The 24,739-nt window shown below is 59.7% G+C and carries 24 protein-coding genes and 1 pseudogene; 11 read left to right on the forward strand and 14 right to left on the reverse strand.

The genetic code is table 11. The features are described from left to right. Positions 1–267: 267 nt before the first annotated feature. Both HW090_RS00590 and rimO read right to left on the reverse strand, forming a co-directional pair. Positions 268–1,560: an OprD family porin gene (locus HW090_RS00590; RefSeq protein WP_179111646.1), complete on the reverse strand. Its 1,293-nt coding sequence runs from the start codon at positions 1,558–1,560 to the stop codon at positions 268–270. A 197-nt stretch (positions 1,561–1,757) separates the two neighbouring features. Then, positions 1,758–3,095 carry a 30S ribosomal protein S12 methylthiotransferase RimO gene (gene rimO / locus HW090_RS00595; protein WP_179111647.1) on the reverse strand — a complete coding sequence of 446 codons (1,338 nt, stop codon included), beginning with the start codon at positions 3,093–3,095 and terminating at the stop codon, positions 1,758–1,760. 150 nt (positions 3,096–3,245) lie between these two features. Between rimO and HW090_RS00600 the strand changes: the two genes are divergently transcribed. Next, positions 3,246–5,156, forward strand: coding sequence for an ATP-binding cassette domain-containing protein (locus HW090_RS00600; RefSeq protein ID WP_179111648.1), 1,911 nt, complete (start codon positions 3,246–3,248; stop codon positions 5,154–5,156). A 50-nt stretch (positions 5,157–5,206) separates the two neighbouring features. On the opposite strand, the gene HW090_RS00605 is transcribed toward HW090_RS00600, so the two are convergent. Then, positions 5,207–5,641, reverse strand: coding sequence for a universal stress protein (locus HW090_RS00605; RefSeq protein ID WP_179111649.1), 435 nt, complete (start codon positions 5,639–5,641; stop codon positions 5,207–5,209). Between the two features lie 142 nt (positions 5,642–5,783). Between HW090_RS00605 and HW090_RS00610 the strand changes: the two genes are divergently transcribed. Genes HW090_RS00610 through HW090_RS00620 form a run of 3 tightly spaced genes read left to right on the forward strand, consistent with a single transcriptional unit; the run spans position 5,784 to position 7,519 of the window. After that, a complete protein-coding gene (locus HW090_RS00610; RefSeq protein WP_179111650.1) occupies positions 5,784–6,212 on the forward strand; it encodes an MFS transporter in 429 nt (142 codons plus the stop codon). 18 nt (positions 6,213–6,230) lie between these two features. Beyond that, the gene (locus HW090_RS00615; RefSeq protein ID WP_179111651.1) at positions 6,231–7,007 is read left to right on the forward strand and encodes a class II glutamine amidotransferase; all 777 of its coding nucleotides are present in this window, start codon (positions 6,231–6,233) and stop codon (positions 7,005–7,007) included. After that, complete coding sequence (locus HW090_RS00620; RefSeq protein ID WP_179111652.1) at positions 7,007–7,519, forward strand: DUF2937 family protein; 513 nt, start codon at positions 7,007–7,009, stop codon at positions 7,517–7,519. The genes HW090_RS00615 and HW090_RS00620 overlap by 1 nt, the downstream gene beginning before the upstream one ends. A 6-nt stretch (positions 7,520–7,525) precedes the next feature. On the opposite strand, the gene HW090_RS00625 is transcribed toward HW090_RS00620, so the two are convergent. The 4 genes and pseudogenes from HW090_RS00625 to HW090_RS17785 all read right to left on the reverse strand — a co-directional run. Beyond that, positions 7,526–8,704 carry a VWA domain-containing protein gene (locus tag HW090_RS00625; RefSeq protein WP_179111653.1) on the reverse strand — a complete coding sequence of 393 codons (1,179 nt, stop codon included), beginning with the start codon at positions 8,702–8,704 and terminating at the stop codon, positions 7,526–7,528. A 16-nt stretch (positions 8,705–8,720) separates the two neighbouring features. Continuing rightward, entirely contained in the window at positions 8,721–9,566 is an 846-nt protein-coding gene (locus HW090_RS00630; protein ID WP_179111654.1) for a MoxR family ATPase, read from the reverse strand. 435 nt (positions 9,567–10,001) lie between these two features. Continuing rightward, positions 10,002–10,382, reverse strand: coding sequence for a hypothetical protein (locus HW090_RS00635; protein WP_179111655.1), 381 nt, complete (start codon positions 10,380–10,382; stop codon positions 10,002–10,004). 119 nt (positions 10,383–10,501) lie between these two features. Next, positions 10,502–10,867: pseudogene (locus HW090_RS17785) on the reverse strand (IS3 family transposase); the annotation flags it as partial. Between the two features lie 205 nt (positions 10,868–11,072). Here HW090_RS17785 and cysK point away from each other — a divergent pair. After that, on the forward strand, positions 11,073–12,047 hold the full coding sequence (cysK, locus tag HW090_RS00640; RefSeq protein ID WP_179111656.1) for a cysteine synthase A: 975 nt from the start codon (positions 11,073–11,075) through the stop codon (positions 12,045–12,047). Between the two features lie 142 nt (positions 12,048–12,189). Continuing rightward, a complete protein-coding gene (locus HW090_RS00645) occupies positions 12,190–12,834 on the forward strand; it encodes a tRNA-uridine aminocarboxypropyltransferase (RefSeq protein ID WP_179111657.1) in 645 nt (214 codons plus the stop codon). Between the two features lie 7 nt (positions 12,835–12,841). Here HW090_RS00645 and HW090_RS00650 read toward each other — a convergent pair whose 3' ends face one another. Further along, the gene (locus HW090_RS00650) at positions 12,842–13,156 is read right to left on the reverse strand and encodes an SCP2 sterol-binding domain-containing protein (RefSeq protein ID WP_179111658.1); all 315 of its coding nucleotides are present in this window, start codon (positions 13,154–13,156) and stop codon (positions 12,842–12,844) included. Between the two features lie 232 nt (positions 13,157–13,388). Between HW090_RS00650 and sohB the strand changes: the two genes are divergently transcribed. Together sohB and HW090_RS00660 are read left to right on the forward strand one after the other, a co-directional pair. Further along, on the forward strand, positions 13,389–14,420 hold the full coding sequence (sohB, locus tag HW090_RS00655) for a protease SohB (protein WP_179111659.1): 1,032 nt from the start codon (positions 13,389–13,391) through the stop codon (positions 14,418–14,420). A 10-nt stretch (positions 14,421–14,430) separates the two neighbouring features. Further along, positions 14,431–15,429 carry a YhdH/YhfP family quinone oxidoreductase gene (locus HW090_RS00660; protein ID WP_179111660.1) on the forward strand — a complete coding sequence of 333 codons (999 nt, stop codon included), beginning with the start codon at positions 14,431–14,433 and terminating at the stop codon, positions 15,427–15,429. A 69-nt stretch (positions 15,430–15,498) separates the two neighbouring features. On the opposite strand, the gene HW090_RS00665 is transcribed toward HW090_RS00660, so the two are convergent. From HW090_RS00665 to HW090_RS00680, 4 genes are all read right to left on the reverse strand, one after another. Continuing rightward, positions 15,499–15,996 (reverse strand): DUF934 domain-containing protein, encoded by a 498-nt coding sequence (locus HW090_RS00665; protein ID WP_179111661.1) that lies wholly within the window; start codon positions 15,994–15,996, stop codon positions 15,499–15,501. After that, on the reverse strand, positions 15,980–17,635 hold the full coding sequence (locus tag HW090_RS00670) for a nitrite/sulfite reductase (RefSeq protein ID WP_179111662.1): 1,656 nt from the start codon (positions 17,633–17,635) through the stop codon (positions 15,980–15,982). The genes HW090_RS00665 and HW090_RS00670 overlap by 17 nt, the downstream gene beginning before the upstream one ends. Before the next feature lie 200 nt (positions 17,636–17,835). Beyond that, entirely contained in the window at positions 17,836–18,888 is a 1,053-nt protein-coding gene (locus tag HW090_RS00675) for an RNA methyltransferase (protein ID WP_179111663.1), read from the reverse strand. 24 nt (positions 18,889–18,912) lie between these two features. Beyond that, positions 18,913–20,043, reverse strand: coding sequence for an MFS transporter (locus HW090_RS00680; protein ID WP_179111664.1), 1,131 nt, complete (start codon positions 20,041–20,043; stop codon positions 18,913–18,915). Positions 20,044–20,255: 212 nt separating this feature from the next. On the opposite strand from HW090_RS00680, the gene HW090_RS00685 reads away from it, so the two are divergent. Continuing rightward, a complete protein-coding gene (locus HW090_RS00685; RefSeq protein WP_179111665.1) occupies positions 20,256–20,474 on the forward strand; it encodes a DUF2835 domain-containing protein in 219 nt (72 codons plus the stop codon). Between the two features lie 81 nt (positions 20,475–20,555). Beyond that, positions 20,556–21,578: a quinone-dependent dihydroorotate dehydrogenase gene (locus HW090_RS00690; RefSeq protein WP_179111666.1), complete on the forward strand. Its 1,023-nt coding sequence runs from the start codon at positions 20,556–20,558 to the stop codon at positions 21,576–21,578. 57 nt (positions 21,579–21,635) lie between these two features. Here the strand turns inward: HW090_RS00690 and rmf are convergent, their stop codons facing one another. Then, positions 21,636–21,851, reverse strand: a complete 216-nt coding sequence (rmf, locus tag HW090_RS00695) for a ribosome modulation factor (protein WP_131184119.1) — start codon at positions 21,849–21,851, stop codon at positions 21,636–21,638. 338 nt (positions 21,852–22,189) lie between these two features. Here rmf and rlmKL point away from each other — a divergent pair, with 338 nt between their 5' ends. Further along, the gene (rlmKL, locus tag HW090_RS00700; protein WP_179111667.1) at positions 22,190–24,346 is read left to right on the forward strand and encodes a bifunctional 23S rRNA (guanine(2069)-N(7))-methyltransferase RlmK/23S rRNA (guanine(2445)-N(2))-methyltransferase RlmL; all 2,157 of its coding nucleotides are present in this window, start codon (positions 22,190–22,192) and stop codon (positions 24,344–24,346) included. 51 nt (positions 24,347–24,397) lie between these two features. On the opposite strand, the gene cspD is transcribed toward rlmKL, so the two are convergent. Beyond that, the gene (gene cspD, locus HW090_RS00705; RefSeq protein WP_179111668.1) at positions 24,398–24,652 is read right to left on the reverse strand and encodes a cold shock domain-containing protein CspD; all 255 of its coding nucleotides are present in this window, start codon (positions 24,650–24,652) and stop codon (positions 24,398–24,400) included. Positions 24,653–24,739 lie beyond the last annotated feature (87 nt).

Here is a 24,739-nt window from a genome sequence, read left to right on the forward strand (position 1 = left end):
AACGCCGGGCTTTTTGTTGGTCGAAGTTATGTTTGGGCTGGTGTCTTGTGGTTTTAGGTGGTCACCCGCGTACACAAATCCATTCTCACAACTCACGGAGTCCTCTGGCAGCAGAGAGACGACGAACGTTGACTTGGTGAATGATGTCCACGCGAGCGAGTGCAAGATCAAGAATGAATCCCCTGCAATTTGTGAAAGCCAAATAAAAACCCCGGCCATAATAGCCGGGGTTTTTGATGCAAGTTCCGCTAGTGTCTAGCGAAGCACTTACAGCAGCGGGATGGTGTAGCTGACAATCAGGCGATTCTCGTCGATATCCCGAGCGTAGTTGTTACGCACGGTCGCATTACGCCAGCGAATGTTCAGGTTCTTGAAGGTGCCATCCTGAATGGTGTAGGCGATATCGGTATCACGCTCCCACTCTTTGCCGTTGCTGCCGTTGGCGCGGTCAAAACCATCGCCTGTCAGGTAGCGGGTCATCAGAGAAAGGCCTGGAATACCGATGGATGCGAAGTTGAAGTCATAACGAGCTTGCCAGGACTTCTCATCCTTGTTGGCGAAATCGTTGATCTGCACGTAGTTGACCAGGAAGGGGTCGGTTGCGCCGCCAACGTAGGCGAAGCCGGTGTCACCGCTCATCTTCTGATAGCCGAGGCCGAAGCTGTGGCCGCTCAGAGAGTAGGTGACCATGGCGCCAAGCGCCTTGTTGTCGATGTTCGTGCGACCATCGTCCTTGGAGCGTGCATAGCGCAGGTCAGTCTTCAGCGATTGGCCTTCACCCAGCGGCAGGACATGCACCAGATTGGTGGAGTGCTGCTTGTAGAGGTCTTCCAGCTTGCTGTAGTAGTAGGTCGCTGTCAGGTCCTTGGTGATGGCATAGCTGCCGCCCAGGTAACGGAAATCGTCGGATTCGTTGTCATCGACGGCGAGAGCTGCGCCATTCTTGGCCGTGATGCCACGACGGTTACCCGTCTGGACTGTCATCACTTCATGGTTGCTGGAGTTGCGCAGGTTGGTGCGGTTGGCATAACCCAGGTCGAGGGTCAGGCCGTCGATTTCCTTGGAAACCAGTTGGGCGCCTTGCATCAGTTGCGGCAGCAGGCGGCTGTCGCTGGTACCCAGGGCAGGGTTCTTGAATTGCAGGCTACCGATCTTGAGGACTGTATTGGACAGTTTGGCTTTGGCAGCCAGGCCGAATTCGGAGTAGTTGTCCGGAGCATCATCCTTGTAGCCACCCGGCAGGAGGCCGGTGCCGCCAGTACCGCCGCCCGAGTTCAGCTGTACGCCGAGCAGGCCAATGGCATCGACGCCAAAGCCGACGGTGCCTTCGGTGAAGCCGGACTCGTAGCGCAGCAGGAAGCCTTGTGCCCATTCTTCTTGCTTGGACTGGCGGCTACCTGCGGTTCCGCCATCACGGAAATCACGATTGAAGTAGAAGTTACGAAGTTCCAGGCTGGCTTTGCTGTCATCAATGAAGGCTGCCTGAGACAGCGAAGGGATGGCCAGCGTTGCTCCCAGAGAAGCCAGGGCTACACCCCGTGCAATTGGAGTCTTGAGCATTTCTTATTTCTCCTCGTATGGGTGATGCTCTGATTACTGCTTTGTTTTTTTGTTTTTACGAACGGCCTATGCACTAAAACATTACAGTGCAATTTCAGCCCTTAGACTTTAGTCTTTGATCCTTATAAGTAAAGGGCTTATGGCCAATAGGTACGAACTTTTCTCGCATGGGCAGAAAGGCTCGTACCTGGAATGACTCAGATCACTTCGGCCCAAAGGTCGTATTCATCGGCGTGGGTAATAAGGGCGCGGACTTTATCACCGGGCTTCAGGGGGCGTTCGCTGTCGAGGTAGACATTGCCGTCGATCTCCGGCGCGTCGGCCCAGGAGCGGCCGATGGCACCTTCTTCATCCACTTCGTCGATCAGCACTTCTATCTCCTGGCCGATCTTGCGCTGCAGGCGTGCGGCGCTGATGGCCTGCTGGTGGGCCATGAAGCGCTCCCAACGTTCTTGCTTGATTTCGTCAGGCACGGGCTCGAGTCCCAGGTCGTTGGCCGGCGCGCCATCCACCGGGGAGTACTGGAAGCAGCCGACACGGTCGAGTTGAGCCTCGCTCAGCCAACCGAGCAGGTACTGGAAGTCCTCCTCTGTCTCGCCGGGAAAGCCAACGATGAAGGTGGAGCGAATGGTCAGTTCGGGGCAGATCTCGCGCCATTGTTTGATGCGGGCGAGGGTCTTGTCTTCGAAGGCGGGGCGCTTCATGGCCTTGAGGACTTTCGGGCTGGCGTGCTGGAACGGGATGTCCAGGTAGGGCAGCAGCTTGCCGGCCGCCATCAATGGGATCACGTCATCGACGTTGGGGTAGGGGTAGACGTAGTGCAGGCGCACCCAGACACCCATGCTCGACAATGCCTGGCACAGCTCGAGCATACGGGTCTTGACCGGCTGGCCATTCCAGAAGTCGGTCTTGTATTTGAGGTCGACCCCGTAGGCGCTGGTGTCCTGGGAGATCACCAGCAGTTCCTTGACGCCAGCCTTGACCAGGCGCTCGGCTTCGCTCAGCACATCGCCTACCGGCCGGCTGACCAGCTTGCCGCGCATCGAAGGGATGATGCAAAAGCTGCAACTGTGGTTGCAGCCTTCCGAAATCTTCAGGTAGGCGTAGTGGCGCGGTGTCAGTTTGATGCCTTGTGGTGGCGTCAGGTCGATCAATGGGTTGTGATTGAGCTTGGGTGGCACCACCTCATGCACGGCATTGACTACCTGTTCGTACTGTTGGGGGCCCGTCACGGCCAGTACGTTGGGGTGCACGTCGCGGATGCTACCTTCTTCCACGCCCATGCAGCCGGTGACGATGACACGGCCGTTTTCGGCGATGGCCTCACCAATGGCATCCAGGGACTCGGCCTTGGCGCTGTCGATGAAACCGCAGGTATTGACGACCACGACGTCAGCGTCCTGATAGGTCGGTACGACGGTATAGCCCTCCATGCGCAGTTGCGTGAGGATGCGCTCGGAATCCACCAGGGCTTTGGGGCAGCCAAGGGATATAAAACCGACACTCGGAGCTTTGCTCTCTTTCTGAATAGTCATGACTGATCACGGGTAGGTAAAAATCGCGCGCGAGTATACAGGCCTTTATAAGGGCCTGCGATCCGCTGCACGCTCGAAGGCATGGCGTTCAAGCTGCTTGTGCCGTGCCGTTAGCTGGTAGACTGCGCGACCAGTTTTGCGGAGGTAGTCATGACGCTGCTCAAGTTCACCGATGTTTCCCTTGCCTACGGCGCCATGCCGCTTCTCGACGGCGTGTCCTGGCAGATCGCGCGCGGCGAGCGGGTCTGCATCATCGGTCGCAATGGCACCGGGAAATCCAGCATGTTGCGCCTGGTAAAAGGCCAGCAGGCAGCGGATGACGGTGAGATCTGGCGCGCCCCGGGCCTGAAGATCGGTGAGTTGCCGCAGGAGCTGCCACGTGCGGATGAGCGTACCGTCTTCGACGTGGTGGCCGAGGGACTCGATGGTGTCGGTCAATTGCTCGCCGAATACCATCACTTGAGCCAGAACATCCGTGATGATGAAGACCTGAACAAACTGATGCACGTACAGCAAGCGCTGGAAGCGAAGGATGGCTGGCGTCTGCAACAGTTGGTGGACAGCACCCTGAGTCGTTTGCAACTCCCAGCCGACAAGACGCTCGCCGAGCTTTCCGGCGGCTGGCGGCGGCGTGTGCTGTTGGCCCAGGCACTGGTTTCCGAACCGGACCTGTTACTGCTCGACGAGCCAACCAACCACCTGGACATCGGCGCTATCGCCTGGCTCGAAGAAGCCCTGTTGGGCTTCAACGGCGCGGTGCTGTTCATCACCCACGACCGTGCCTTCCTGCAGAACCTGGCCACTCGCATCCTCGAACTCGACCGAGGCCACCTGATCGACTGGAACGGCGATTACGCCAGCTTCCTCGTGCACAAGGAGCAGCAACTGGCGGCGGAAGAAACCGCCAATGCGCTGTTCGACAAGAAGCTGGCCCAGGAAGAAGTCTGGATACGCCAGGGTATCAAGGCGCGGCGCACGCGTAACGAAGGCCGCGTACGGGCCTTGAAAGCATTGCGGGTGGAGCGTAGCGAGCGCCGTGATCGGCAGGGCAAGGCCAATATCCAGCTCGAAGTCGCAAGCAAATCTGGCAAGCAGGTGATCGTGGCCGAGGATGTATCCTTTGCACATGCCGCCGGCGGGGAGACGCTGATTCGTGATTTCTCGATGGTGTTGCAGCGGGGCGACCGTGTCGGTCTGCTGGGCGCCAATGGTACCGGCAAGACAACACTGCTGAAGTTGCTGCTGAGCGACCTGCAACCCAGCAGCGGTCTTATCGAAACGGGGACCAAGCTGGAAATTGCCTATTTCGACCAGTTGCGTCATCAGTTGGACCTTGAGAAAACCGTGGTCGACAACGTGGCGGAAGGTCGTGATTTCATCAGCATCGACGGCCAGAACCGCCATGTGCTCAGCTACCTGGGGGATTTTCTGTTCAGCCCTCAACGGGCTCGTACACCGGTCAAGGCGCTGTCAGGGGGAGAGCGGGCGCGCTTGCTGCTGGCCAAGCTGTTCAGCAAGCCGGCCAACCTGCTGGTGCTCGATGAGCCAACCAACGATCTGGATGTGGAAACCCTGGAGCTTCTGGAAGAGGTGCTGCTGGAGTTCAAGGGCACCGTTCTGATCGTGAGCCATGACCGGGCATTCCTCGACAATGTGGTGACCAGCACGCTGGTGTTCGAAGGTAATGGTCGCGTCCGGGAGTATGTCGGTGGATACCAGGACTGGCTGCGCCAGGGTGGTTCCATACGACTGCTGGGTGCTTCGGAGGAAAAACCGCAGCCGGTTGCCGAGGTCGCCATCCAGACTGCCCAGCCAGTCGCCGCAGCGCCGGCCGAGGCTCCCCGGAAGAAACTCAGCTACAAGCTGCAACGCGAGCTGGAAGCCTTGCCGGGTCAGATCGAGGCGCTCGAAAACGAGATAGGGCGCGTGCAGCAGGATATCGCCAAACCGACCTTCTATCAGCAGGCGCCTGATGTCACGGCTGCGGCCCTGGCCCGCCTCGAACAGTTGCAGGCCGAGCTGGACGTGCTACTGGAGCGTTGGGCCGAACTGGAGGGATGAGAGGCGGGCAGGCTGTCCTGCGATGGCCTGCCCAGCGCCGCTGTATGGCTTCAGGTGTTCTTGCTCAAGCGCACTGCCAGCACGTCGCAGGGCGCACCGTGCAGGATATCGTCGGTGGTCGAGCCGAGCAGCAGTGCCAGTCCATGCCGGCCATGGCTGCCGACGACGATCAGGTCGCAGCCCAGTTCACCCGCCAGACGATGGACTTCCTGGCGGGGCTGCCCATAGAGCAGGTGCCGCTGGGCGGTCGGGAGTTCCGGGTATTGTGTGGCGAAGGTGTCCAGGCGGGCGCGGGCCTGTTCGAATTGCTGCTCCTGCAGCAGTGAAAGGTCCATCGGCACATCGCCACCGAATGCCATGGCCATGGGCTCGATGATGTGCACCAGTTCCAGCTCGGCATCGTTTGCAAGCGCCTGGGCTTTCTGTACGACGGGCAGGCAGTCCTCGGTCAGGTCGATGGCGACCAGAATATGTTTATAGGTCATGGCGGTGCTCCTGAAATAGCGGCTGCCCAACTTTATACGGCCTCTCGGTCAGGTATTCCAGCGCCAGTTTGTTGCGGAAGTTGCTGTATCATTCCCGCCTTTGCGGCTGATACTTCGCTGTGACGGCATTCCGAGACGTCCTATGTTGATATTTGAGAACGATTACTCCCTGGCCTGGACCCTCTATGCAGTGGCGGCGCTGGGATGCCTGCTGGTCTGGTGGCGCATGACTCGCTGGATGTGGCGCTGGTTGCGCGAGCCCCTGCGCCTGCTGATGGCGGTGTTGTTGCTGACACCGACCATCCTCGATCCGGAGCAGGGTACCTACGCCCCGGCCGTGGCGATCACCGCGCTGGATATGCTGTTTCATGTAGGTGACAACGCCTGGCGAGCGGTTTCCGATCTGGCGCTCTATGGGTTGTTTGCGCTGGGCGGCTATCTTCTGTTCGCGCTGGTGCGCTGGGCTTTCGAACGCAACCGAGGGCCACAGGGCCGCTCGCCTGCGCGCCAGGTGCATGAAGACGACGAACCCAGGCCAAGCGTTCGAGAACGGCTCGAGCCACGAATCTAAGCAGGGCGGAAAGGGCAAATGTGCGAATTGTTGGGCATGAGTGCCAATGTGCCGACAGACATCGTCTTCAGCTTCACCGGGCTGATGCAGCGAGGCGGCAAGACCGGCCCGCACAAGGACGGCTGGGGCATCGCCTTCTATGAAGGCAAAGGGCTGCGGCTTTTCCAGGACCCTGTGGCCAGTTGCGACTCCGAGGTCGCGAAGATGATCCAGCGCTACCAGATCAAGAGCGAAGTGGTGATTGGCCATATTCGCCACGCCAACGTCGGCAAGGTCGGACTGGTCAATACGCACCCGTTCGTGCGCGAACTCTGGGGCCAGCACTGGTGTTTCGCCCACAATGGTCAACTGGGTGACTTTGCACCTGCCAAGGGTTTTTACCAAGCGGTGGGCGATACCGATAGCGAAGCCGCATTCTGCGATCTTCTCAACCGGATACGCTCTGCATTTCCCGAGGCAACCGACGCCGAGACCTTGCTGCCAACGCTGATCGAGGCCTGCAACGAATACCGTAGAAAGGGCGTGTTCAATTGCCTCTTGAGCAATGGCCAGTGGTTGTTCAGTTTCTGTTCGAGCAAATTGGCACAGATCACCCGTAGGGCACCGTTCGGCCCGGCGCAACTGAAGGATGCCGACCTGACGGTGGATTTCCAGTCGGAAACCACGCCCCAGGATGTGGTTACTGTCCTGGCCACCGAACCCTTGACCGAAAATGAACAGTGGAGCCTGCATGAACCCGGGCAGTGGAGCCTGTGGCGCCTCGGCGAATGCGTGGGCTCAGGGAGAGTCGACTGATGCTGCGTAGCTATCTGCGTCTGGTGCTGTTTGGCCTGGGCCTGTTGATCGGGGTGCAATGGCCTGGCTTTATCGAGGCTTATGCGTTGCGTGTTGATGCGCACCGCCAAGAGGCCGAGATCGGCCTGCAGGGTTTCCGTGAGACGGCGGAAAAATTCTTCCAGGGCGACCTGAACAAACTGGTCACCCATTATCGCGCCAGTGATGATCCGGTAATCCGCAGTGATGCGCGCAGCCTGGAAATCCTGGTGCAGCGTGTCGAATTGCTTGACCGGGAATGGCAGGCCATGAACGGCCCCTGGTATGCGCGCGCCTGGCATGTGGCCTTTGCGGCCGATAGCCTGTTGCGGGCCGAGACCTACGCGGGCTATCGCTATCAGGTGCTGCTGACACCTGAAGCCATCACTTGGGGGCTTGGCGGCGCGTTGCTATTGTCCTGGCTGGTGGAGCTTGTGTTTCTGGCCGTGCACCGTCTGCTCGTTGGGCGCCCCCGCGTCTCGCGCTTTTCCTGATCCGCACTATCCGGACAGTGCGTCCATGCCACGCTCAAGACCTTGCAGGGTCAGCGGGTACATACGGCCCTGCAGCAACTCACGGACGATACCGGTCGAGTGTGAGTAGCCCCAGGATTCTTCCGTGTAGGGGTTGATCCAGATGAGCTTCTTGTAGCGTTCGGTGAAGCGCCGCATCCAGACATGACCGGCTTCTTCGTTCCAGTGTTCGACGCTGCCGCCCGGCTGGGTGATTTCATAGGGCGCCATCGAGGCGTCACCGACGAAGATCACCCGGTAGTCCTCGCCATAGGTGTTAAGCAGGTCGAAGGTCGAGGTGCGCTCGGCCATGCGCCGCACGCTGTTCTTCCACACTGATTCGTAGATGAAATTGTGGAAGTAGAAGTACTCGAGGTGCTTGAACTCGCTGCGGCAGGCCGAGAACAGCTCTTCGCAGACCTGGATATGCGCATCCATCGAGCCGCCCACGTCGAACAACAGAAGCAGCTTGACCGCATTGCGCCGTTCCGGGCGCATCTGGATGTTCAGCAACCCGCCATCACGCGCCGTTTCGCTGATGGTGCCCGCCAGATCCAGCTCGTCACGGGCGCCCTGGCGAGCGAACTTGCGCAGGCGACGCAAGGCCATCTTGATCGTACGTGTACCGATCTCGACCTGATCATCGAGGTTGCGATATTCACGCTGCTGCCAGACCTTGACCGCCTTGCTCTGGCGCGCACCTTCGCTGCCGATGCGAATGCCCTCGGGGTTGTAGCCACCCGAGCCGAATGGGCTGGTACCGCCTGTGCCGATCCATTTGCTGCCGCCGGCATGGCGTTCTTTCTGTTCTTCCAGGCGCTGACGAAAGGCCTCGATCAGTTTATCGAGCCCGCCCAGTGATTGTATCTGCGCGCGCTCCTCGGCTGTCAGGCTGCGCTCGAACGCCTTGCGCAGCCATTCCTCAGGGATCAGGGCTTCAAGGTGTTCGTCGAGGTTCTGGAGGCCATTGAAGTAAGCGGAAAAAGCCCGGTCGAACTTGTCGAAATGGCGTTCGTCCTTGACCAGCAGGCTGCGCGCCAGGAAGTAGAACGCCTCCATATCGGCGAACACCAGGTGCTGCTCCAGGGCCTCATGCAGGTCAAGCAGCTCGCGCAGGGAAACCGGCACCTTGGCCGTGCGCAATTCGTTGAACAGACCGAGCAGCATGTTCTGTCCCTCGCGTTCAGCGCTTTTCGCGCCGGCTCATGAAAGCCAGACGCTCGAGCAGCATCACATCCTGCTCGTTCTTGACCAACGCGCCGGCCAGGGGAGGGATGGCCTTGCTCGGGTCGCGCTCGCGCAGCAAGTCCACACCGATCTGGTCGGCCATCAGCAGCTTGAGCCAGTCCACCAGTTCGCTGGTGGAGGGTTTCTTCTTCAGGCCGGGTACCTTGCGGATGTCGAAGAATATATCCAGGGCTTCAGCGACCAGCGTGCTGGCTATGCCGGGATAGTGCACATCGATGATCCGCTCCAGGGTCTTGCGGTCCGGGAAGGCGATGTAGTGGAAGAAACAGCGGCGCAGGAAGGCATCCGGCAGTTCTTTCTCGTTGTTCGAGGTAATGATGATGATCGGCCGCTGCACGGCCTTGATGGTTTCCCCCGTCTCGTAGACGAAGAACTCCATGCGGTCGAGCTCCTGCAGCAGATCGTTGGGGAACTCGATATCGGCCTTGTCGATCTCGTCGATCAGCAGGATGGCCCGTTGGGGCGAGGTGAAGGCTTCCCACAGCTTGCCCTTGCGAATGTAGTTGCGGACGTCGTTGACCCGTTCGGCGTTCAGCTGCGAGTCGCGCAGTCGGCTGACAGCATCGTATTCGTAGAGTCCCTGGTGGGCCTTGGTGGTGGACTTGATATGCCAGGTGATCAATGGCGCAGAGAAGGCTTCCGACAATTGCTCGGCAAGCAGCGTCTTGCCAGTGCCGGGCTCACCTTTTATCAGCAGTGGGCGTTGCAGGGTGACGGCAGCGTTGACCGCCAGCTTGAGATCGTCGGTGGCGACATAGGAGGCGGTGCCTTCGAATTTCATCGGTTCTACCTGCGGGCCGGAATTATGTGTTCGACTATATACATGTCCGCGAGATCGGCCAGTATGGCCGGATTCGCTTGGGTACGAACATTGATGTCGACCGACTGGGGCAATTATATGCTTGGCATCGTGTGATGAAAGAGCTCTTGAACGCATTTTCTGTGAAGGCTGGCTATTGTACACGTCATGATTACTTCCCTCGCCACTTGGAGTGGCATGGCAGTTAGCCTGTTCAGGCTATCGCCCCCAGCAGCAATGATGAATACGGAAATTTGATATATAAGATGAAGTTGAGAGTGCGTGAGCCTCTGCTGTTTGTGTTGAAAACGCTACCGGTCAGTTGCTTTGTACCTAAATATAATCCTGTTCTTTCTGCCGAGTTATAGGTACGTGTGGTATGCGAAATCAGCACGATTCGGTAGAAATTACGATGGATTACAAGCATGAAATAACTGCATTTTTTGCATCATCTTGTTGGGACTGAAGCCAAACATAGTTAGTAATCCATACGGTTATCTGCGAGCTATTTGGTAATTCTCTAATTTCAGCGCTTAGGTAAAGGTGGCCGAGATCACTAGTTTTGTCTATGCGATAGCCTTGTATGAGAGGCCTGACAAATACAAAATTTGGGATTAGCATTGATTCCCAAGCCTGACTCACACACTCGGATATCTCAATCGGGCTTTTTACACTACTCCACTCAAAACGATTGGCTTCTGCTTTGGATTGACTTGCGGGAGGGCCGGCGCATGCACTTAGAAAGCCTAATGCACTCACAAAAATTGAATTTTTGAAATTTTGGTAAATTTGTTTCATTTTCTTCCTTTATGAACTGTGCCGGGTATCACGGAGGCTATTTCGTTTGAGTCAGGTGGAAACGGATATCGCGATCTGACTCTGTTCGTATAGTGCCTCAAACTCCGCTGGTTGCCTATTTCCAATCGGCGCTGGTGGTTGAACCAAGTCACCCACTTTTGAGTTTCCCATTCCAAGGTCCCTACGCTTTTCCATGCATCTCACTTGTGAATCAGCTCAGCTTTGTAGAGGCCGTAATGCTCTTTGCTATCACGTTGTCGTAGCTGTCCTGGTGCTGCCAACTGAGGATTCAATGTCTGCTTCACCCAGCCGTTCGCTGTAACTAATCGACAGGTATTGCCCCCCCTGTAGCCGTGATGATCCGGACGATGAGGTTCGGGCTGGCGTGTGTAAAGTGCCTGCTCAAGCGCGTCCAGAGGCATGCACCGACTGACACGCCGGTCGACGATGAACCGGGAATGAACGTCCACGATGAACGCCACATAGTCGAAGTCAAGCCGGCTATTTTTGTGGTGGCGAAGTGGCTGGCAGTGGCGTAGCCATCGTAGCTAGCCTTTACAGGTTCAGAAATGAGCCGAAGAGGTTGCTCAAGCCACACTTTGACGAATATGAGTCAGCATTCGACTTGCCGCCTGGCCATGGGCGACATAGGCTCTTGAACTTGTCTTTGCCTTTTCAGGAACTGCAAGCATGAGCCGAATTTTTTCCGACAACGCCAGCAGCATTGGTAATACGCCGCTGGTCCTGATCAATCGCCTCGGCCCCAAGGGCGTCAGCATCCTGGCCAAGATCGAGGGTCGCAACCCGGCCTACTCGGTCAAGTGCCGCATCGGAGCTGGAATGATCTGGGATGCGGAAGAGAAGGGGTTGCTCAAGCCCGGTATGACCATCGTCGAGCCGACCTCGGGCAATACCGGTATCGGCCTGGCCTTTGTCGCCGCTTCGCGAGGCTACAAGCTGATCCTGACGATGCCGGCCTCCATGAGCCTGGAACGACGCAAGGTGCTCAAGGCTCTGGGTGCCGAACTGGTGCTGACCGAGCCGGCCAAGGGCATGAAAGGCGCCATCGAGAAAGCCCAGGAAATCGCAGCAGCCGATCCGGCACAATTCTTCCTGCCCCAGCAATTCGAGAACCCGGCCAACCCTGCCATCCACGAGAAGACCACCGGGCCGGAAATCTGGAATGACACCGATGGCAATGTCGATGTGCTGGTCGCTGGCGTGGGCACAGGCGGCACCATCACGGGGGTCTCCCGCTATATCAAGCAGACCAAGGGCAAGCCGCTGTTGAGCGTGGCGGTCGAACCCGCAGGCTCTCCGGTGATCACCCAGGCGCTGGCTGGCGAAGAAATCAAGCCCAGCCCGCACAAGATCCAGGGTATCGGTGCGGGTTTCGTACCGAAGAACCTCGATTTGTCGCTGGTGGATCGTGTCGATCTTGTCGAGGATGAAGAGGCCAAGGCTGTCGCCCTGCGCCTGATGCGCGAAGAAGGCATTCTTGCGGGTATCTCGGGTGGTGCGGCGATGGCGGCGGCTATTCGTCTGGCCGAGCAGCCGGAGATGCAGGGCAAGAATATCGTCGTCATCCTGCCGGACTCGGGCGAGCGTTACCTGTCGACGATGCTGTTTGCTGATCTGTTCGATGAAAAAGAACTGGTGCAGTGAGCGCAAGGCCGTGAGTTGCCGGTTTTCCGCGAGGCACACTGCTGGCCGGTAGGTAAATCCACTGTATCCCCTCGCAGGGGCGGCATTCTGCTTTTACGGGTAGGATGCCAACCCTTTTCGCTGCGAAAGGCACTCATGCTCCATGGCTCGCCCGCAATGTTCCCGCTGCTGCCGTCCTGCCAGCCACTGCTTGTGTCCACTGATACCGGACCTCGCCAGCCATACCCGTGTCTTGATCCTGCAACACCACAGTGAGACCGGGCATGCATTGAATACTGCTCGCCTGGCTGCGCTCGGCTTGCGTAATGCGCAACTCTGGGTCGGTGAGCGTTTCGAGGCTCTGGAGGCCTTGCTGGCTGCCGAGATGGAAGGCGTTGCACTGCTGTTTCCGGACGAGTCGGGGCGCGAGCCTGCCTGTGGGGCGATACCGTCGAAACCGGGGCTATTGCTGGTGCCGGATGGCAGTTGGCGCAAAGCGCGCAAGATCCTTCACCTGAATCCATGCCTGAAGTGCCTGCCTCGGATTAGCCTGCCGGCCGGGCAAGTCAGTCGCTACCGTATTCGTAAAGCGCCGATGGCAGGGGCCTTGTCTACGGTGGAAGCAGTGGTTCAGGTGCTGAACAGACTGGAAGCGCCTACGCGTTTCGATGAGCTGCTACGGCCTTTCGAGGCGCTGATCGAGGGGCAGATCGAGGCGATGGGAGAGGATACGTTCCAGCGTAATCATGTCGGCAAGGGCGCCGATACGTACGCGACGACCAGTCCGGAACCGGACCGGTCGACCTAGGCGAGAGTCAGGCTGGGAAGAGCTCGCTCAATTTGAGCGCCAGCATCATGTCGCCTTCGGTGCGCAGGCGGCCACCCATGAAGGCCTGCATGCCGTCCGTTTCACCGCTGATGATGCCCTTGATGGTCTCACTGTCCATGATCAGGGTGACGTTGGCATCGTCGGACTCGCCTTCCTTGAATTCGCCGGTTCCGTCCTTGACGACCAGATAGTAGTTGCTGGCATCGGTGATGTTGAACTGGAAGATCAGGTCCAGGCCGGCAGCGGCGCTGGCGTTGAACTTGGCTTGCATACCCTTGATGGTTTCGTCTACGGAGCTCATGGTCGATTCCTTCTTATAGGCTGTGGGGGCTGACTCCTCGGCATGATGGAGCCGAATGCCGACCAGACTGCGGGTATAAGCCGCAGTACTGCACGGTTTTCGCGAGGGTAGGGGCAAGGCCTGGGAGTGTCAACGTAAATTCATACGATTGTTTGAAATGCCTTTTTCTAGCTCGAAATGAGGGGCATCGGTATGCTGATGCTTCGATGCATGAGCTTGCCTAGGAGGGTATGTGGAATTTCTTGCTGACTACGCTGGATTTCTGGCCAAGACACTGACGGTGGTGTTCGCCATCATTGCCATCTTGATCGCCCTGGCGGCACTGCGCCGGGCCAGAGGGGGGCAGCAGCGAGAGGGTGAGCTGGAAGTGCGCAGGCTCAATGATTTCTACAAGGGCCTGCGCCAGCGGTTGGAGCAGGCTGTGCTGGAAAAGGATGCCCTGAAAGCGCTGCGCAAGCAGGAAGCCAAGGCCGAGAAGGCTTCACGCAAAGAGGCTGCGCCGTCAGCTTCTCGGGTCTTCGTGCTCGACTTCGACGGCGATATCAAGGCTTCCGCCGTCGAAAGCCTGCGTCATGAAGTGACTGCGGTCCTGACCCTGGCAAAACCCACCGATGAAGTCGTAGTACGCCTGGAAAGCGGTGGCGGCATGGTGCACTCCTACGGGTTGGCCGCTTCGCAACTGGTGCGTATCCGCGATACCGGCATTCCCCTCACAGTCTGTGTCGACAAGGTGGCGGCCAGTGGCGGCTACATGATGGCCTGCATCGGCGGCAAGATACTGGCGGCACCATTCGCCATCCTTGGTTCCATCGGTGTGGTGGCGCAGTTGCCGAACCTGCACCGGTTGCTGAAAAAGCACGAAGTCGATTTCGAGGTGCTCACTGCTGGTGAGTACAAGCGCACCCTGACCGTGTTCGGTGAGAATACCGACAAGGGGCGGGAGAAATTCCAGGAAGACCTGGAAACCACCCATGAACTGTTCAAGGACTTCGTAGCCCAATACCGCGAGCAGCTCTCCATCGATGAGGTGGCCACTGGCGAGGTCTGGCTGGGAACCCGTGCCCAGGCTTTGCGCTTGGTCGACGAGATCAGCACCAGTGACGAATACCTGGCGGACCGCGCCGCGAATGCGCAGGTCTTCCATGTGCACTATGCACAACGCAAGAGCCTTCCCCAGCGCTTCGGCCTGGCAGCGGCAACAGCCTGCGAGCAGGCGCTGAGTCGAGGCTGGAGCCGTCTGAGCGAACAACGATTCTGGCAATAAGGAGAAGAATATGACCCACTTCAAGGCATTGCAGGTCCATGAACAGCAAGGTTCTTTCGTTTCCAGCATCGTCGAGCGGCGTGTCGACGAGCTGCCGGCAGGTGAGGTACTGATCCGCGTCCACTATTCATCCTTGAACTACAAGGATGCACTGTCGGCCAGTGGCAATCGCGGTGTCACCCGCGAGTACCCGCATACGCCTGGCATCGATGCTTCCGGAGTGGTGGCAGAGTCCTCGGTTGGCGAGTTCGCCGTGGGGGATGAGGTCATCGTTACCGGCTACGACCTGGGCATGAATACGTCGGGCGGTTACGGCCAATACATCCGTGTGCCCGCGTCCTGGGTGATCAAGCGCCCAAGCGGCCTTTCCCTGCGCGAAGCCATGTTACTGGGAACCGCCGGCCTGACTGCCGCCCTGTGCGTGGAAAAGCTCGAGCGAGCCGGCCTTGAGTCGGGGCAGGCACAAGGTCCGGTATTGGTGACAGGTGCCACGGGCGGTGTGGGCAGCATTGCCATCGCACTGCTGTCCAGCCTTGGCTATGAAGTGGCGGCGGTCACCGGCAAGGCGGAGCAGGGCGACTTTCTTCGTGCGCTGGGCGCCCATCATGTTGTCGAGCGTTCGGTTCTACAGGCCGGCATGGAGAAAGCGCTGCTCAAGGAGCAATGGGCTGGTGCGGTGGATACGGTGGGTGGAGACATCCTGTTCAATGTCGTCAAATCCCTGCGTCGCGGTGCGAGCGTCGCCTGCTGCGGCTTGACCGCCGGTGTCAATTTCCAGGCCAGTGTGCTGCCCTTCATCCTGCGTGGTGTGAACCTGCTGGGCGTGGATTCGGTGGAGATTCCGCTGGTGGTGAAAGCGTCCATGTGGGACAAGCTGTCCCTGCAGTGGAAGATCCCGCACCTGGACGAGCTGGTTCATGAAGTGAGTCTGGAAGAGCTGCCGAAGGCCATAGAAACCACATTGGCCGGCAAGCAGGTAGGGCGTGTGCTGGTCAGCCTGAAGGATTGACCCGATAAGCGCTCCAACCCTGCCCGCGAAGCATTGCGCTATTCGCGGGCAGGTCCAGCCAAGGCTGTATCAGCCGCGACGGCGGAACAGTGGCAGTGGTTCGTCCGCAGCAGGCTGGTAGGTTACGGAAAAGTCGCTCAATCCCTCCAGGGCTGCATGCGGATCGCAATCCGCCCGCACCGCGAATGCATCGAAACCGCAGCGATTCATCAGGAACAGCTGGTCACGCAGCACATCGCCAATGGCGCGCACCTCCCCTTTGTAGCCATAGCGCTCGCGCAGCAGGCGGGCGCTGGAGTAATGGCGGCCATCGGTGAATGCCGGGAAGTTGAGCGCGACAAGTTGGAAGTCACCCAACTGCTCTGCGATATCTTCGACGGCTTCATCTGCATCCAGCCATACGCCCAGTTCGCCATCCCGCGCCTTCAGGGCGGGGGCGTGCTCTTTCCAGAGCGTGAACGGCACGATCAGCTTGCCGCTGTTGGGCAGTGCATCAAGCGCTGTGTCGCGCGCGACCAGGCTCCAGTCATCGTCGATGACCTGGCGGTTCTTAATGATTCGCTGCATAGACGCGCTCCTTGAAGAGGTCAATGCCGATTCGGCGGTAGGTGTCGATGAAACGCTCGTCTTCGGTACGTTGCTCTACGTAGACGGTGATGATCTTCTCGATCACGTCGGGCATCACATCTTGCGCGAAGGATGGGCCGAGGATCTGGCCCAGGCTGGCATTGCGCCCGGCGCTTCCGCCCAGGGAGACCTGGTAGAACTCGGCGCCTTTCTTGTCCACGCCGAGAATGCCGATATGGCCGACGTGGTGGTGGCCACAGGCGTTCATGCAGCCAGAGATGTTCAGGTCGAGGTCGCCGATGTCGAACAGGTAGTCCAGATCGTCGAAGCGGCGCTGGATCGACTCGGCGATCGGGATCGACTTGGCGTTGGCCAGCGAGCAGAAGTCGCCGCCCGGGCAGCAGATGATATCGGTCAGCAGGCCGATATTGGGGGTGGCGACGCCCAGTTCGCGCAGCTCGTTCCAGAGTTCGAACAGGCGGCTCTGCTCGACATCGGCAAGAATCATGTTCTGTTCGTGGGAGTTGCGCACTTCGCCGAAGCTGTAGCGATCGGCCAGGTCGGCGATGGCGTACAGCTGCTTGTCGGTGACGTCGCCAGGCGCGACCGCCGTGCTCTTGAGCGACAGGGTGACGGCGGCATAGCCAGGCTTCTTGTGCGCCACGACATTGCGCTGGCGCCAGCGGGCGAAACCGGGGTACTCGGCATCGAGGCTGGCGAGCAGCTCGTCCTGGTCTGCCAGTTGCAGGTAGTGCGGATCGACGAAGTACTGGCTGACGCGCTGGACTTCTTCACTGGTCAGGGTGTTCGGGCCATCCTTGAGGTGCTGCCACTCGGCTTCGACACGCTCGGCGAACACTTCAGGTGTCAGGGCCTTGACCAGAATCTTGATGCGCGCCTTGAACTTGTTGTCGCGACGACCGTAACGGTTGTAGACGCGCAGCACGGCATCGAGGTAGGTGAGCAGGTGCTGCCAGGGCAGGAAGGGGCGGATCAGGCTGCCGACGATAGGGGTACGGCCCAGGCCGCCACCCACGGTGACGCGGAAGCCCAGTTCGCCTGCTTCTTCGACGCACTCGAGGCCGATATCGTGCACTTCGATGGCGGCGCGGTCACTGACGGCACCGTTGACGGCGATCTTGAACTTGCGCGGCAGGAAGGCGAATTCCGGGTGGAAGGTCGACCACTGACGGATGATCTCGCACCAGGGGCGCGGGTCGATCAATTCGTCCTTGGCGACGCCGGCGAACTGGTCGGTGGTGGTATTGCGGATACAGTTGCCGCTGGTCTGGATCGCATGCATCTGCACGGTCGCCAGCTCGGCCAGGATTTCCGGCACGTCTTCGAGTTCCGGCCAGTTGTACTGCACGTTGGTCCGGGTACTGATATGGGCATAGCCCTTGTCGTACTTGCGTGCGATATCCGCCAGCTTGCGGACCTGGGTCGAAGACATCAGGCCATAGGGCACGGCAACGCGCAGCATGGGGGCGAAACGCTGGATATAGAGGCCGTTCTGCAAGCGCAGCGGACGGTACTCTTCGCCGCCCAGTTCACCGGCGAGGAAGCGGCGCGTCTGGTCGCGGAACTGGCGTACGCGATCCTCGATGATATGTTGGTCGTACTGGTCGTAAACGTACATGAGGCGTCCTGTTATTCAGGCTGATTGCAGCTTTTATATCGCGCACACGGTCGCGCGGGAGGGCAAGATACCAGTTATCCGCTTATGCACCAAATCGAAGTTTTAGAATAAGAATATTCATTCCATCTATATGGCGATGCCATGAATGCAGCCCCCAATGCACGCCTCCGAGCGCAGGAAAGGCTGCCTGGGAATCACTCTTATTCCGTCAGTGAGCTCTCACCGGATATCACTCTTGTATTGCGAGGCGCAGCCGTGGCCCTGGCGCGCAATTGCCCGCAACCGCCATCGATTTCCTGCCCTGCGGAATCGCGAACCTTGGTCAGGACGCCATTGCTGTGCAGGTAGCGCATGATCTGGCGTGTGCGTTCCGTGGCCGGGCGTTGGAACTGGTCATTCTCCATGCTGTTGTAGGGAATGATATTGAGGATGGCGAACTTGCCCTTGAGCAAGTGTATAAGAGCGTCCATTTCTTCCTGAGAGTCGTTGATACCGGCCAGCAGCGTCCACTGATACTGGATGGGGTAGTTCCCGTCGCGGGCATAGACTTCGGCATGTTCCACCAACGCTTGCGGGCTGATGCGCGGAGCTTTCGGCAACAGGCGTTCGCGTAGCGCGCCATTAGTGCTGTGCAACGATAGCGCCAACGCTGGCTTGACCCGCTGTTGCGGCAGGCGCTCGAAAACGCGCATATCGCCGACGGTGGAGAACACCAACTGCTTATGGCCGATACCGCCCATCGTGCCAAGCAGGTCGATGGCTTCCAGAACATTGTCGAGGTTGTGTGCGGGCTCGCCCATGCCCATGAAGACCACCTTGTTGACTGCGCGCAGCCGACGGGCGATGGCGACCTGGGCGACGATCTCGGCGCTGCCGAGCTGGCGCAGCAGCCCTGAGCGGCCCGTCATGCAGAAGATGCAACCGACAGCGCAGCCCAATTGGCTGGAAACACACAAGCCGCCCCGAGGCAGCAGCACGCTTTCGACCATTTGCCCGTCAGCCAGCTCGACCAGTAACCGGTTCGAGCCGTCCTCGCCAGGGTTCTGTGTATGCACGCGGGCCAGTCGTTGCCACTCATCCTCCAGGCCGGGCAAGGCCTCGCGCACCGCGAGCGGCAGGAAGTCCTCGCTTTTCTGGCGCCGCGTGCCGCTGCCTGGCGGTAGGCCTTGCAGCCACATACGCATCAAGCGCTGGCTGTGGACCTCTTTTGCGCCTGTTCGGGCGAGCTGCTGGTAAAGGTCGGATATACGCATGGTGTCTTCGGGCGGGTCTCAGGATCAGGCGAAACGTCGGCTGTTGCAGGCAATGGCTACCAGCATCAGTGCCACGGCGGCAAAGGCAAAGCCGAGGGAACTGAAATGTGCGATGGCGCCGATGAGTGCCGGCCCCGCGAGCACTCCCGCGAAGCCGATGGTGGTGGCGGCGGTGACAGCCTGGTGAACCGGCATGCTCTTCTGTTGGCTGAGCGAGGAGATCAGCACGGGCGAAACATTGGCGCAACCCAGCCCGCAGATGCCATAACCCACCAGGACCAGTGGCCAGGCATCGGCCCATATGCTCAGCAGGATGCCGCTTGCCGCCAGCAGTCCGCCGAACAGAATGACGCGCACGGTCCCCAATATCCGGGTGAGCCTGTCACCCGTGAAGCGGCCGAGGGTGATCATCAAGGCGAAGCTGGCGTAGCCGAGGCCTCCCCGTGCCGTGTCCAGGGCCTTTTCCTGTGTCAGGTAGAGCGCACTCCAGTCGAGGATGGCGCCTTCGGCCAGGTAGACCACGAAGCACATTGCACCGACCAGCAGCACCATGCCAGTAGGCCGCATGAATGCGACGCCACCTCCGGGCGCACGATCCGGCAGGAATCCACGGTAGACGACCAGCGTACCCACGAGGATAAGCAGGATCATGGCCGCCGTGCCGGTGGCAGGCTGCAGGCCAAGCATCAGCAGGGCAGTCAGCAGCAGGGAGCCGCTGATGGTGCCCAGGCTGAACATGCCATGAAAATTCGACATCAGCCGTTTGCCGGCACTGCGCTCCACCAACAGCGCCTGGATATTGAGCACCACGTCGAGCACGCCCAGGCTACCACCGAAGCAGAACAGCGCCAGGGCCAGCAATGGCAAGGAGCTTGTCAGGACCATGCCGGCAAGGGCCAGCAGCAGGAAGGCGATGCAGGCAATGATGACCGGGCGGATGCCTACGCGGGCGACCAGTAGCCCGGAGAGCGGCATCCAGGTCAGTGAGCCGAAGCCAATGCACAGCAACAGGATGCCGAACAGCGCATCGCTCATTTCGATGCGCTCTCGTGCATAGGGCACCAGCGGCGCCCAGACGGAAAGTCCCAGGCCCGCCATGAAAAAGCCACTGCGGGTGGCTCGGCGTATCAGGGGAGAGTCGTTCCTGTCGGTCATGTGGGGTGTCTTGGTCTACGAGTCGCGTAATTAAGTCGCGTAATAAAAAGCATAAAGTCCGGTACATGTCGAACCGGCCCCATCAAGGGGCGGCCAACATACACGAAAGACGATGACAGTGCGCCTGCCGCCTGGCCTGTAGGTGACGGGCCAGGCAGAATGCCCGCCTGCTCAGTGAGCACTTTCAATCGATACTGAACGTAGGGAGCCGCATGCCGAGTCTGGTGCTGGATATCGTGATTTCCCCCGAGCGCTTGCTGGCGCTTTACCAGGGGCGGGCCAATCGCATCCTGGTGCGCAGCCGTGAGGGCAAGCGTGTCAGCCTGCCGGCTCATCACCTGCGGCCATTCTTCAGCCGGGAAGGGCTGAATGGCAGCTTCGTACTGGACTTCACCGACAAGGGCGAACTGATCAGTCTGCGGCGCCTGTAATCCCGCCGCCGCGATCTGCAGCCGCACACGGAAGCCCCTGTTATACTGCCGCATCGTCATGGTCTCGACACTGGATTGCGCATGTATAACCTGGCCCGCCAGTTACTTTTCAAACTCACGCCAGAAACCTCCCATGAACTGTCGCTCGAATTGATCGGGGCGGGGGGACGCCTGGGTCTCAATGGGTTGCTGACTCGCAAGCCTACTGCCTTGCCGGTCACGGTCATGGGGCTGGAGTTCCCCAATCCGGTCGGTCTTGCCGCCGGGCTGGACAAGAATGGCGAGGCCATTCTCGGGTTGTCGCAACTGGGTTTCGGTTTTCTCGAGATCGGCACGGTCACGCCCAGGGCGCAGCCGGGCAATCCCAAGCCACGCCTGTTTCGCCTGCCCGAAGCCGAAGCGATCATCAACCGCATGGGCTTCAACAATCATGGGGTGGATGCCCTGCTGGCGCATGTGGTCGCGGCAGACTTCAAGGGTGTGCTGGGCATCAATATCGGCAAGAACTTCGACACACCCGTCGAACAGGCCGATACGGACTATCTGCTCTGCCTGGAGCGTGTCTATCCGTATGCCAGCTATGTCACGGTGAATGTCAGTTCACCCAATACCCCCGGCCTGCGCAGCCTGCAGTTCGGTGAGTCGCTCAAACAATTGCTCGACGCACTGCGTGCCTGCCGCGAACGGCTGGAAATCCAGCATGGCCGACGTGTACCGCTGGCGGTCAAGATCGCACCTGACATGACCGACGAAGAAATCGCGTCCGTGGCCCAATCCGTACTCGATGCAGGCCTGGACGGGATCATCGCGACCAATACCACCCTGGCCCGCGACGGTGTCGCCGGTCTTGCTCATGCCGATGAGGCGGGTGGATTGTCGGGGGCTCCGGTGCGTGACAAGAGTACGCATACGGTACGTGTCCTGGCTGAAGCCTTGGGCGGACGTCTACCCATCATCGCGGCGGGCGGTATAACGGAAGGGCGCCATGCGGCGGAGAAGATCCAGGCCGGGGCCAGTCTGGTCCAGCTGTATTCGGGGTTCATCTACAAGGGACCGGCCCTGATCCGGGAAGCCGTGGATGCGATTGCAGTGCTACCGCGCTGAGTCAAGCGGGTAGGGGCTCCTGGGAGCCCCTGGTGCAGCGAATTCTACTGGCCAGGATCAGCCGACAGCTCGTAATTCATTCAGCCGATGCAGACCGGCTGTTCCGGTCAGGCCGTCCCAGTTGTCTCCGCGACCCTCGCGCCAGCCGTTGATCCAGGCTTGGCGGATGCCGGGGTGGGAAAATGGGCACAGATCACGGGATTTACCATGGATGCCATGTTGATAACCGCGCAGAAATGCTCGTTCCATCGGATCACGCTTGAGTCTTCTCATTGGGTATTGCCCTCAGTGGTTGACTGGTGTTCCTGCTTGTGATGAAGCTTCGTTACTGCAGAGAGGTCGCTGCCGGCGTGGCGACCTCCGGCCAGTGCGTAAAAATGACTGGCCGGTCGAGTTCTAACCCAATGCACCTGTGGCTGGAATGATCGTTTTGTCATAAGCACGTAACCTGACCATGGTGCTAACCCATAAGCTATAGCCCCATAACGCTGTAAGGGGCGGCCCTGACAGACTTTTCACGCAGTGGGAGATCCGAGTTCCCCTGCCATAACGACCGTGACCATCCGACGAAGGGAGGGCGCGGCCTACCCATTGCGACTCACGGATGCCTCATGAGCGATCGCCACGAACTGATACTGACGTGCCCCAAAGGGCTGGAAAACCTGCTGCTGGCCGAGGCGAGCGAACTCGGACTGGAAGACGCGCGCGAGCAGGTCTCTGCCGTACGCGGCCAGGCCAGCCTGGAGGTGGCCTATCGGCTGTGCCTCTGGTCACGCCTGGCCAACCGTGTGTTGCTGGTGCTCAAACGCTTTCCCACGCAGAGCGCCGAGACGCTCTACCAGGGCGTCCATGAGCTGGACTGGTCCGAACACCTGAGTGCTGATGGGACCCTGGCCGTCGAGTTCAGTGGCGTGGGTTCGGGCATCGACAACACGCACTTCGGCGCCCTGAAGGTCAAGGATGCCATCGTCGATCGCCTGCGTACGCCGACAGGCCTGCGGCCTGGGGTCGACAAGGTGAATCCTGATTTACGCGTGCACCTGCACCTGGAGCGCGGGCAGGCTGTGCTGTCGATCGACCTGTCCGGGCACAGCCTGCATCAGCGCGGCTATCGCCTCCAGCAAGGTGCGGCACCACTGAAGGAAAACCTGGCTGCCGCCATCCTGATCCGAGCCGGTTGGCCACGTATCGCGCAGGAGGGCGGTGCGCTGACCGATCCCATGTGTGGTGTCGGTACTTTCCTGATCGAAGGGGCGATGATCGCTGCCGATATCGCCCCCAACCTGAAGCGTGAGCGCTGGGGCTTCAGTCACTGGCTTGGCCATGTCCCGGCGATCTGGACGCGATTGGCCAATGAAGCGAAAGAGCGCGCCGAAGCCGGGCTGGCCAAGTCGCCACTCTGGATTCGAGGCTATGAGGCTGATCCGCGCCTGATCCAGCCGGCACGCAACAATATAGAGCGTGCGGGACTGTCGGAGTGGGTGCGCATCTATCAGGGTGAACTGGCGACCTTCGAGCCACGCACCGACAAGGGCCAGAAAGGTCTGGTGATCTGCAACCCGCCGTATGGCGAGCGGTTGGGCGACGAAGCGAGCCTGCTGTATCTCTACCAGAACCTGGGCGAGCGTCTGCGCCAGTCCTGCCTTGGCTGGGAGGCGGGCATCTTCACGGCCGCCCCGGATCTTGGTAAACGCATGGGTATTCGCAGTCACAAGCAATATGCGTTCTGGAACGGAGCCTTGCCTTGCAAGTTGCTGTTGATGCAGATCGATCCTCAGAGTTTCGTGACCGAACGGCGCGAACAGCAGGAAGTGCCAACGGCGCGCCTGAGCGAAGGCGCACAGATGTTCGCCAACCGCCTGCGCAAGAACATGCGTACGCTGGGCAAGTGGGCACGTCGCGAAGGTGTGGAATGCTATCGGTTGTATGACGCGGACATGCCTGAATACGCCGTTGCGGTGGATCTGTATCGGGACTGGGTGCATGTGCAGGAATACGCACCGCCGCGCTCCATCGATCCGGTAAAGGCCCAGGAGCGATTGATGGATGCGCTGTCCGCCTTGCCGCAGGCACTGGAAATCCCCCAGGACCGTATCGTGGTCAAGCGGCGTGAGCGCCAGACAGGCACTCGCCAGTACGAGCGGCAAGCAACCAAGGGGGAATTTCTCGAAGTGGCGGAGGGCGGGGTCAGGTTGCTGGTCAACCTGACCGACTACCTCGATACCGGTCTGTTCCTCGATCATCGCCCGCTGCGCCAGCGCATCCAGCACGAAGCCGCCGGCAAGCGCTTTCTCAACCTGTTCTGCTACACGGCGACGGCGACGGTGCACGCTGCCCGTGGTGGTGCTCGGAGCACCACCAGCGTCGACCTGTCGAAAACCTATCTGGATTGGGCGCGGCGCAATCTGGCGCTCAATGGTTTCTCGGACAGGCAGCGCCTGGAACAGGCGGATGTCATGGAATGGTTGCGCAGTGACCGCGGTGAATACGACCTGGTCTTCATCGACCCGCCGACGTTCTCCAACTCAAAGCGCATGGAGGGGGTTTTCGATGTGCAGCGCGATCATGTCGAATTGCTCGACCTCGCCATGGCCAGACTGGCGCCGGGTGGTGTTCTGTACTTCTCGAACAACTTCCGTCGCTTCTCCCTGGATGAGGGGCTTGCTTCACGCTATGTAATAGAAGAGATCAGTGCGCGAACGCTGGATGCCGACTTCCAGCGCAGCAGCCGTATCCACCGCGCCTGGATGATCAGCGCAGGTAAATGAGCGTGGCCGGACGGTGTGGCGCGCTGGGCGCCGTCCACACCGCCGAGGCGTTCAGACCGCTGCCGATATCGGTGCGCTGATGAGGGTGGAGGCATCTGCGCTCTGCGGGTTCTGGATATTGACCGCGTGCAGCCCCTTGGGCCCCTGGATGATCTCGAACTTGACCGCTTGCCCGGCTTTCAGTGTCTTGTAACCATCCATCTGTATGGCCGAATAGTGGGCGAACAGGTCCTCACTCTCGCCATCGGCAACGATGAAACCGTAGCCCTTGGCATTGTTGAACCACTTGACCTTACCACTTAGCATGCTGGTATCCCTCTGCAAAGGAGTCCATTACTGGAGTAACATCCATTTCATTCTGCGCTCACGAGGCCCGCTGGGTCTGTCGCGCAC

This window comes from Pseudomonas sp. ABC1 (genome assembly GCF_013395055.1).
Classification (GTDB): Bacteria; Pseudomonadota; Gammaproteobacteria; order Pseudomonadales; family Pseudomonadaceae; genus Stutzerimonas.

Excerpts from the sequence above, each read along its gene's own strand:
- HW090_RS00590 (WP_179111646.1), bottom strand. The coding sequence starts at position 1,560 with ATGCTCAAGACTCCAATTGCACGGGGTGTAGCCCTGGCTTCTCTGGGA.
- rimO (WP_179111647.1), bottom strand. The coding sequence starts at position 3,095 with ATGACTATTCAGAAAGAGAGCAAAGCTCCGAGTGTCGGTTTTATATCC.
- HW090_RS00600 (WP_179111648.1), top strand. The coding sequence starts at position 3,246 with ATGACGCTGCTCAAGTTCACCGATGTTTCCCTTGCCTACGGCGCCATG.
- HW090_RS00605 (WP_179111649.1), bottom strand. The coding sequence starts at position 5,641 with ATGACCTATAAACATATTCTGGTCGCCATCGACCTGACCGAGGACTGC.
- HW090_RS00610 (WP_179111650.1), top strand. The coding sequence starts at position 5,784 with ATGTTGATATTTGAGAACGATTACTCCCTGGCCTGGACCCTCTATGCA.
- HW090_RS00615 (WP_179111651.1), top strand. The coding sequence starts at position 6,231 with ATGTGCGAATTGTTGGGCATGAGTGCCAATGTGCCGACAGACATCGTC.
- HW090_RS00620 (WP_179111652.1), top strand. The coding sequence starts at position 7,007 with ATGCTGCGTAGCTATCTGCGTCTGGTGCTGTTTGGCCTGGGCCTGTTG.
- HW090_RS00625 (WP_179111653.1), bottom strand. The coding sequence starts at position 8,704 with ATGCTGCTCGGTCTGTTCAACGAATTGCGCACGGCCAAGGTGCCGGTT.
- HW090_RS00630 (WP_179111654.1), bottom strand. The coding sequence starts at position 9,566 with ATGAAATTCGAAGGCACCGCCTCCTATGTCGCCACCGACGATCTCAAG.
- HW090_RS00635 (WP_179111655.1), bottom strand. The coding sequence starts at position 10,382 with ATGAAACAAATTTACCAAAATTTCAAAAATTCAATTTTTGTGAGTGCA.
- cysK (WP_179111656.1), top strand. The coding sequence starts at position 11,073 with ATGAGCCGAATTTTTTCCGACAACGCCAGCAGCATTGGTAATACGCCG.
- HW090_RS00645 (WP_179111657.1), top strand. The coding sequence starts at position 12,190 with ATGGCTCGCCCGCAATGTTCCCGCTGCTGCCGTCCTGCCAGCCACTGC.
- HW090_RS00650 (WP_179111658.1), bottom strand. The coding sequence starts at position 13,156 with ATGAGCTCCGTAGACGAAACCATCAAGGGTATGCAAGCCAAGTTCAAC.
- HW090_RS00660 (WP_179111660.1), top strand. The coding sequence starts at position 14,431 with ATGACCCACTTCAAGGCATTGCAGGTCCATGAACAGCAAGGTTCTTTC.
- HW090_RS00665 (WP_179111661.1), bottom strand. The coding sequence starts at position 15,996 with ATGCAGCGAATCATTAAGAACCGCCAGGTCATCGACGATGACTGGAGC.
- HW090_RS00670 (WP_179111662.1), bottom strand. The coding sequence starts at position 17,635 with ATGTACGTTTACGACCAGTACGACCAACATATCATCGAGGATCGCGTA.
- HW090_RS00675 (WP_179111663.1), bottom strand. The coding sequence starts at position 18,888 with ATGCGTATATCCGACCTTTACCAGCAGCTCGCCCGAACAGGCGCAAAA.
- HW090_RS00680 (WP_179111664.1), bottom strand. The coding sequence starts at position 20,043 with ATGACCGACAGGAACGACTCTCCCCTGATACGCCGAGCCACCCGCAGT.
- HW090_RS00685 (WP_179111665.1), top strand. The coding sequence starts at position 20,256 with ATGCCGAGTCTGGTGCTGGATATCGTGATTTCCCCCGAGCGCTTGCTG.
- HW090_RS00690 (WP_179111666.1), top strand. The coding sequence starts at position 20,556 with ATGTATAACCTGGCCCGCCAGTTACTTTTCAAACTCACGCCAGAAACC.
- rmf (WP_131184119.1), bottom strand. The coding sequence starts at position 21,851 with ATGAGAAGACTCAAGCGTGATCCGATGGAACGAGCATTTCTGCGCGGT.
- rlmKL (WP_179111667.1), top strand. The coding sequence starts at position 22,190 with ATGAGCGATCGCCACGAACTGATACTGACGTGCCCCAAAGGGCTGGAA.
- cspD (WP_179111668.1), bottom strand. The coding sequence starts at position 24,652 with ATGCTAAGTGGTAAGGTCAAGTGGTTCAACAATGCCAAGGGCTACGGT.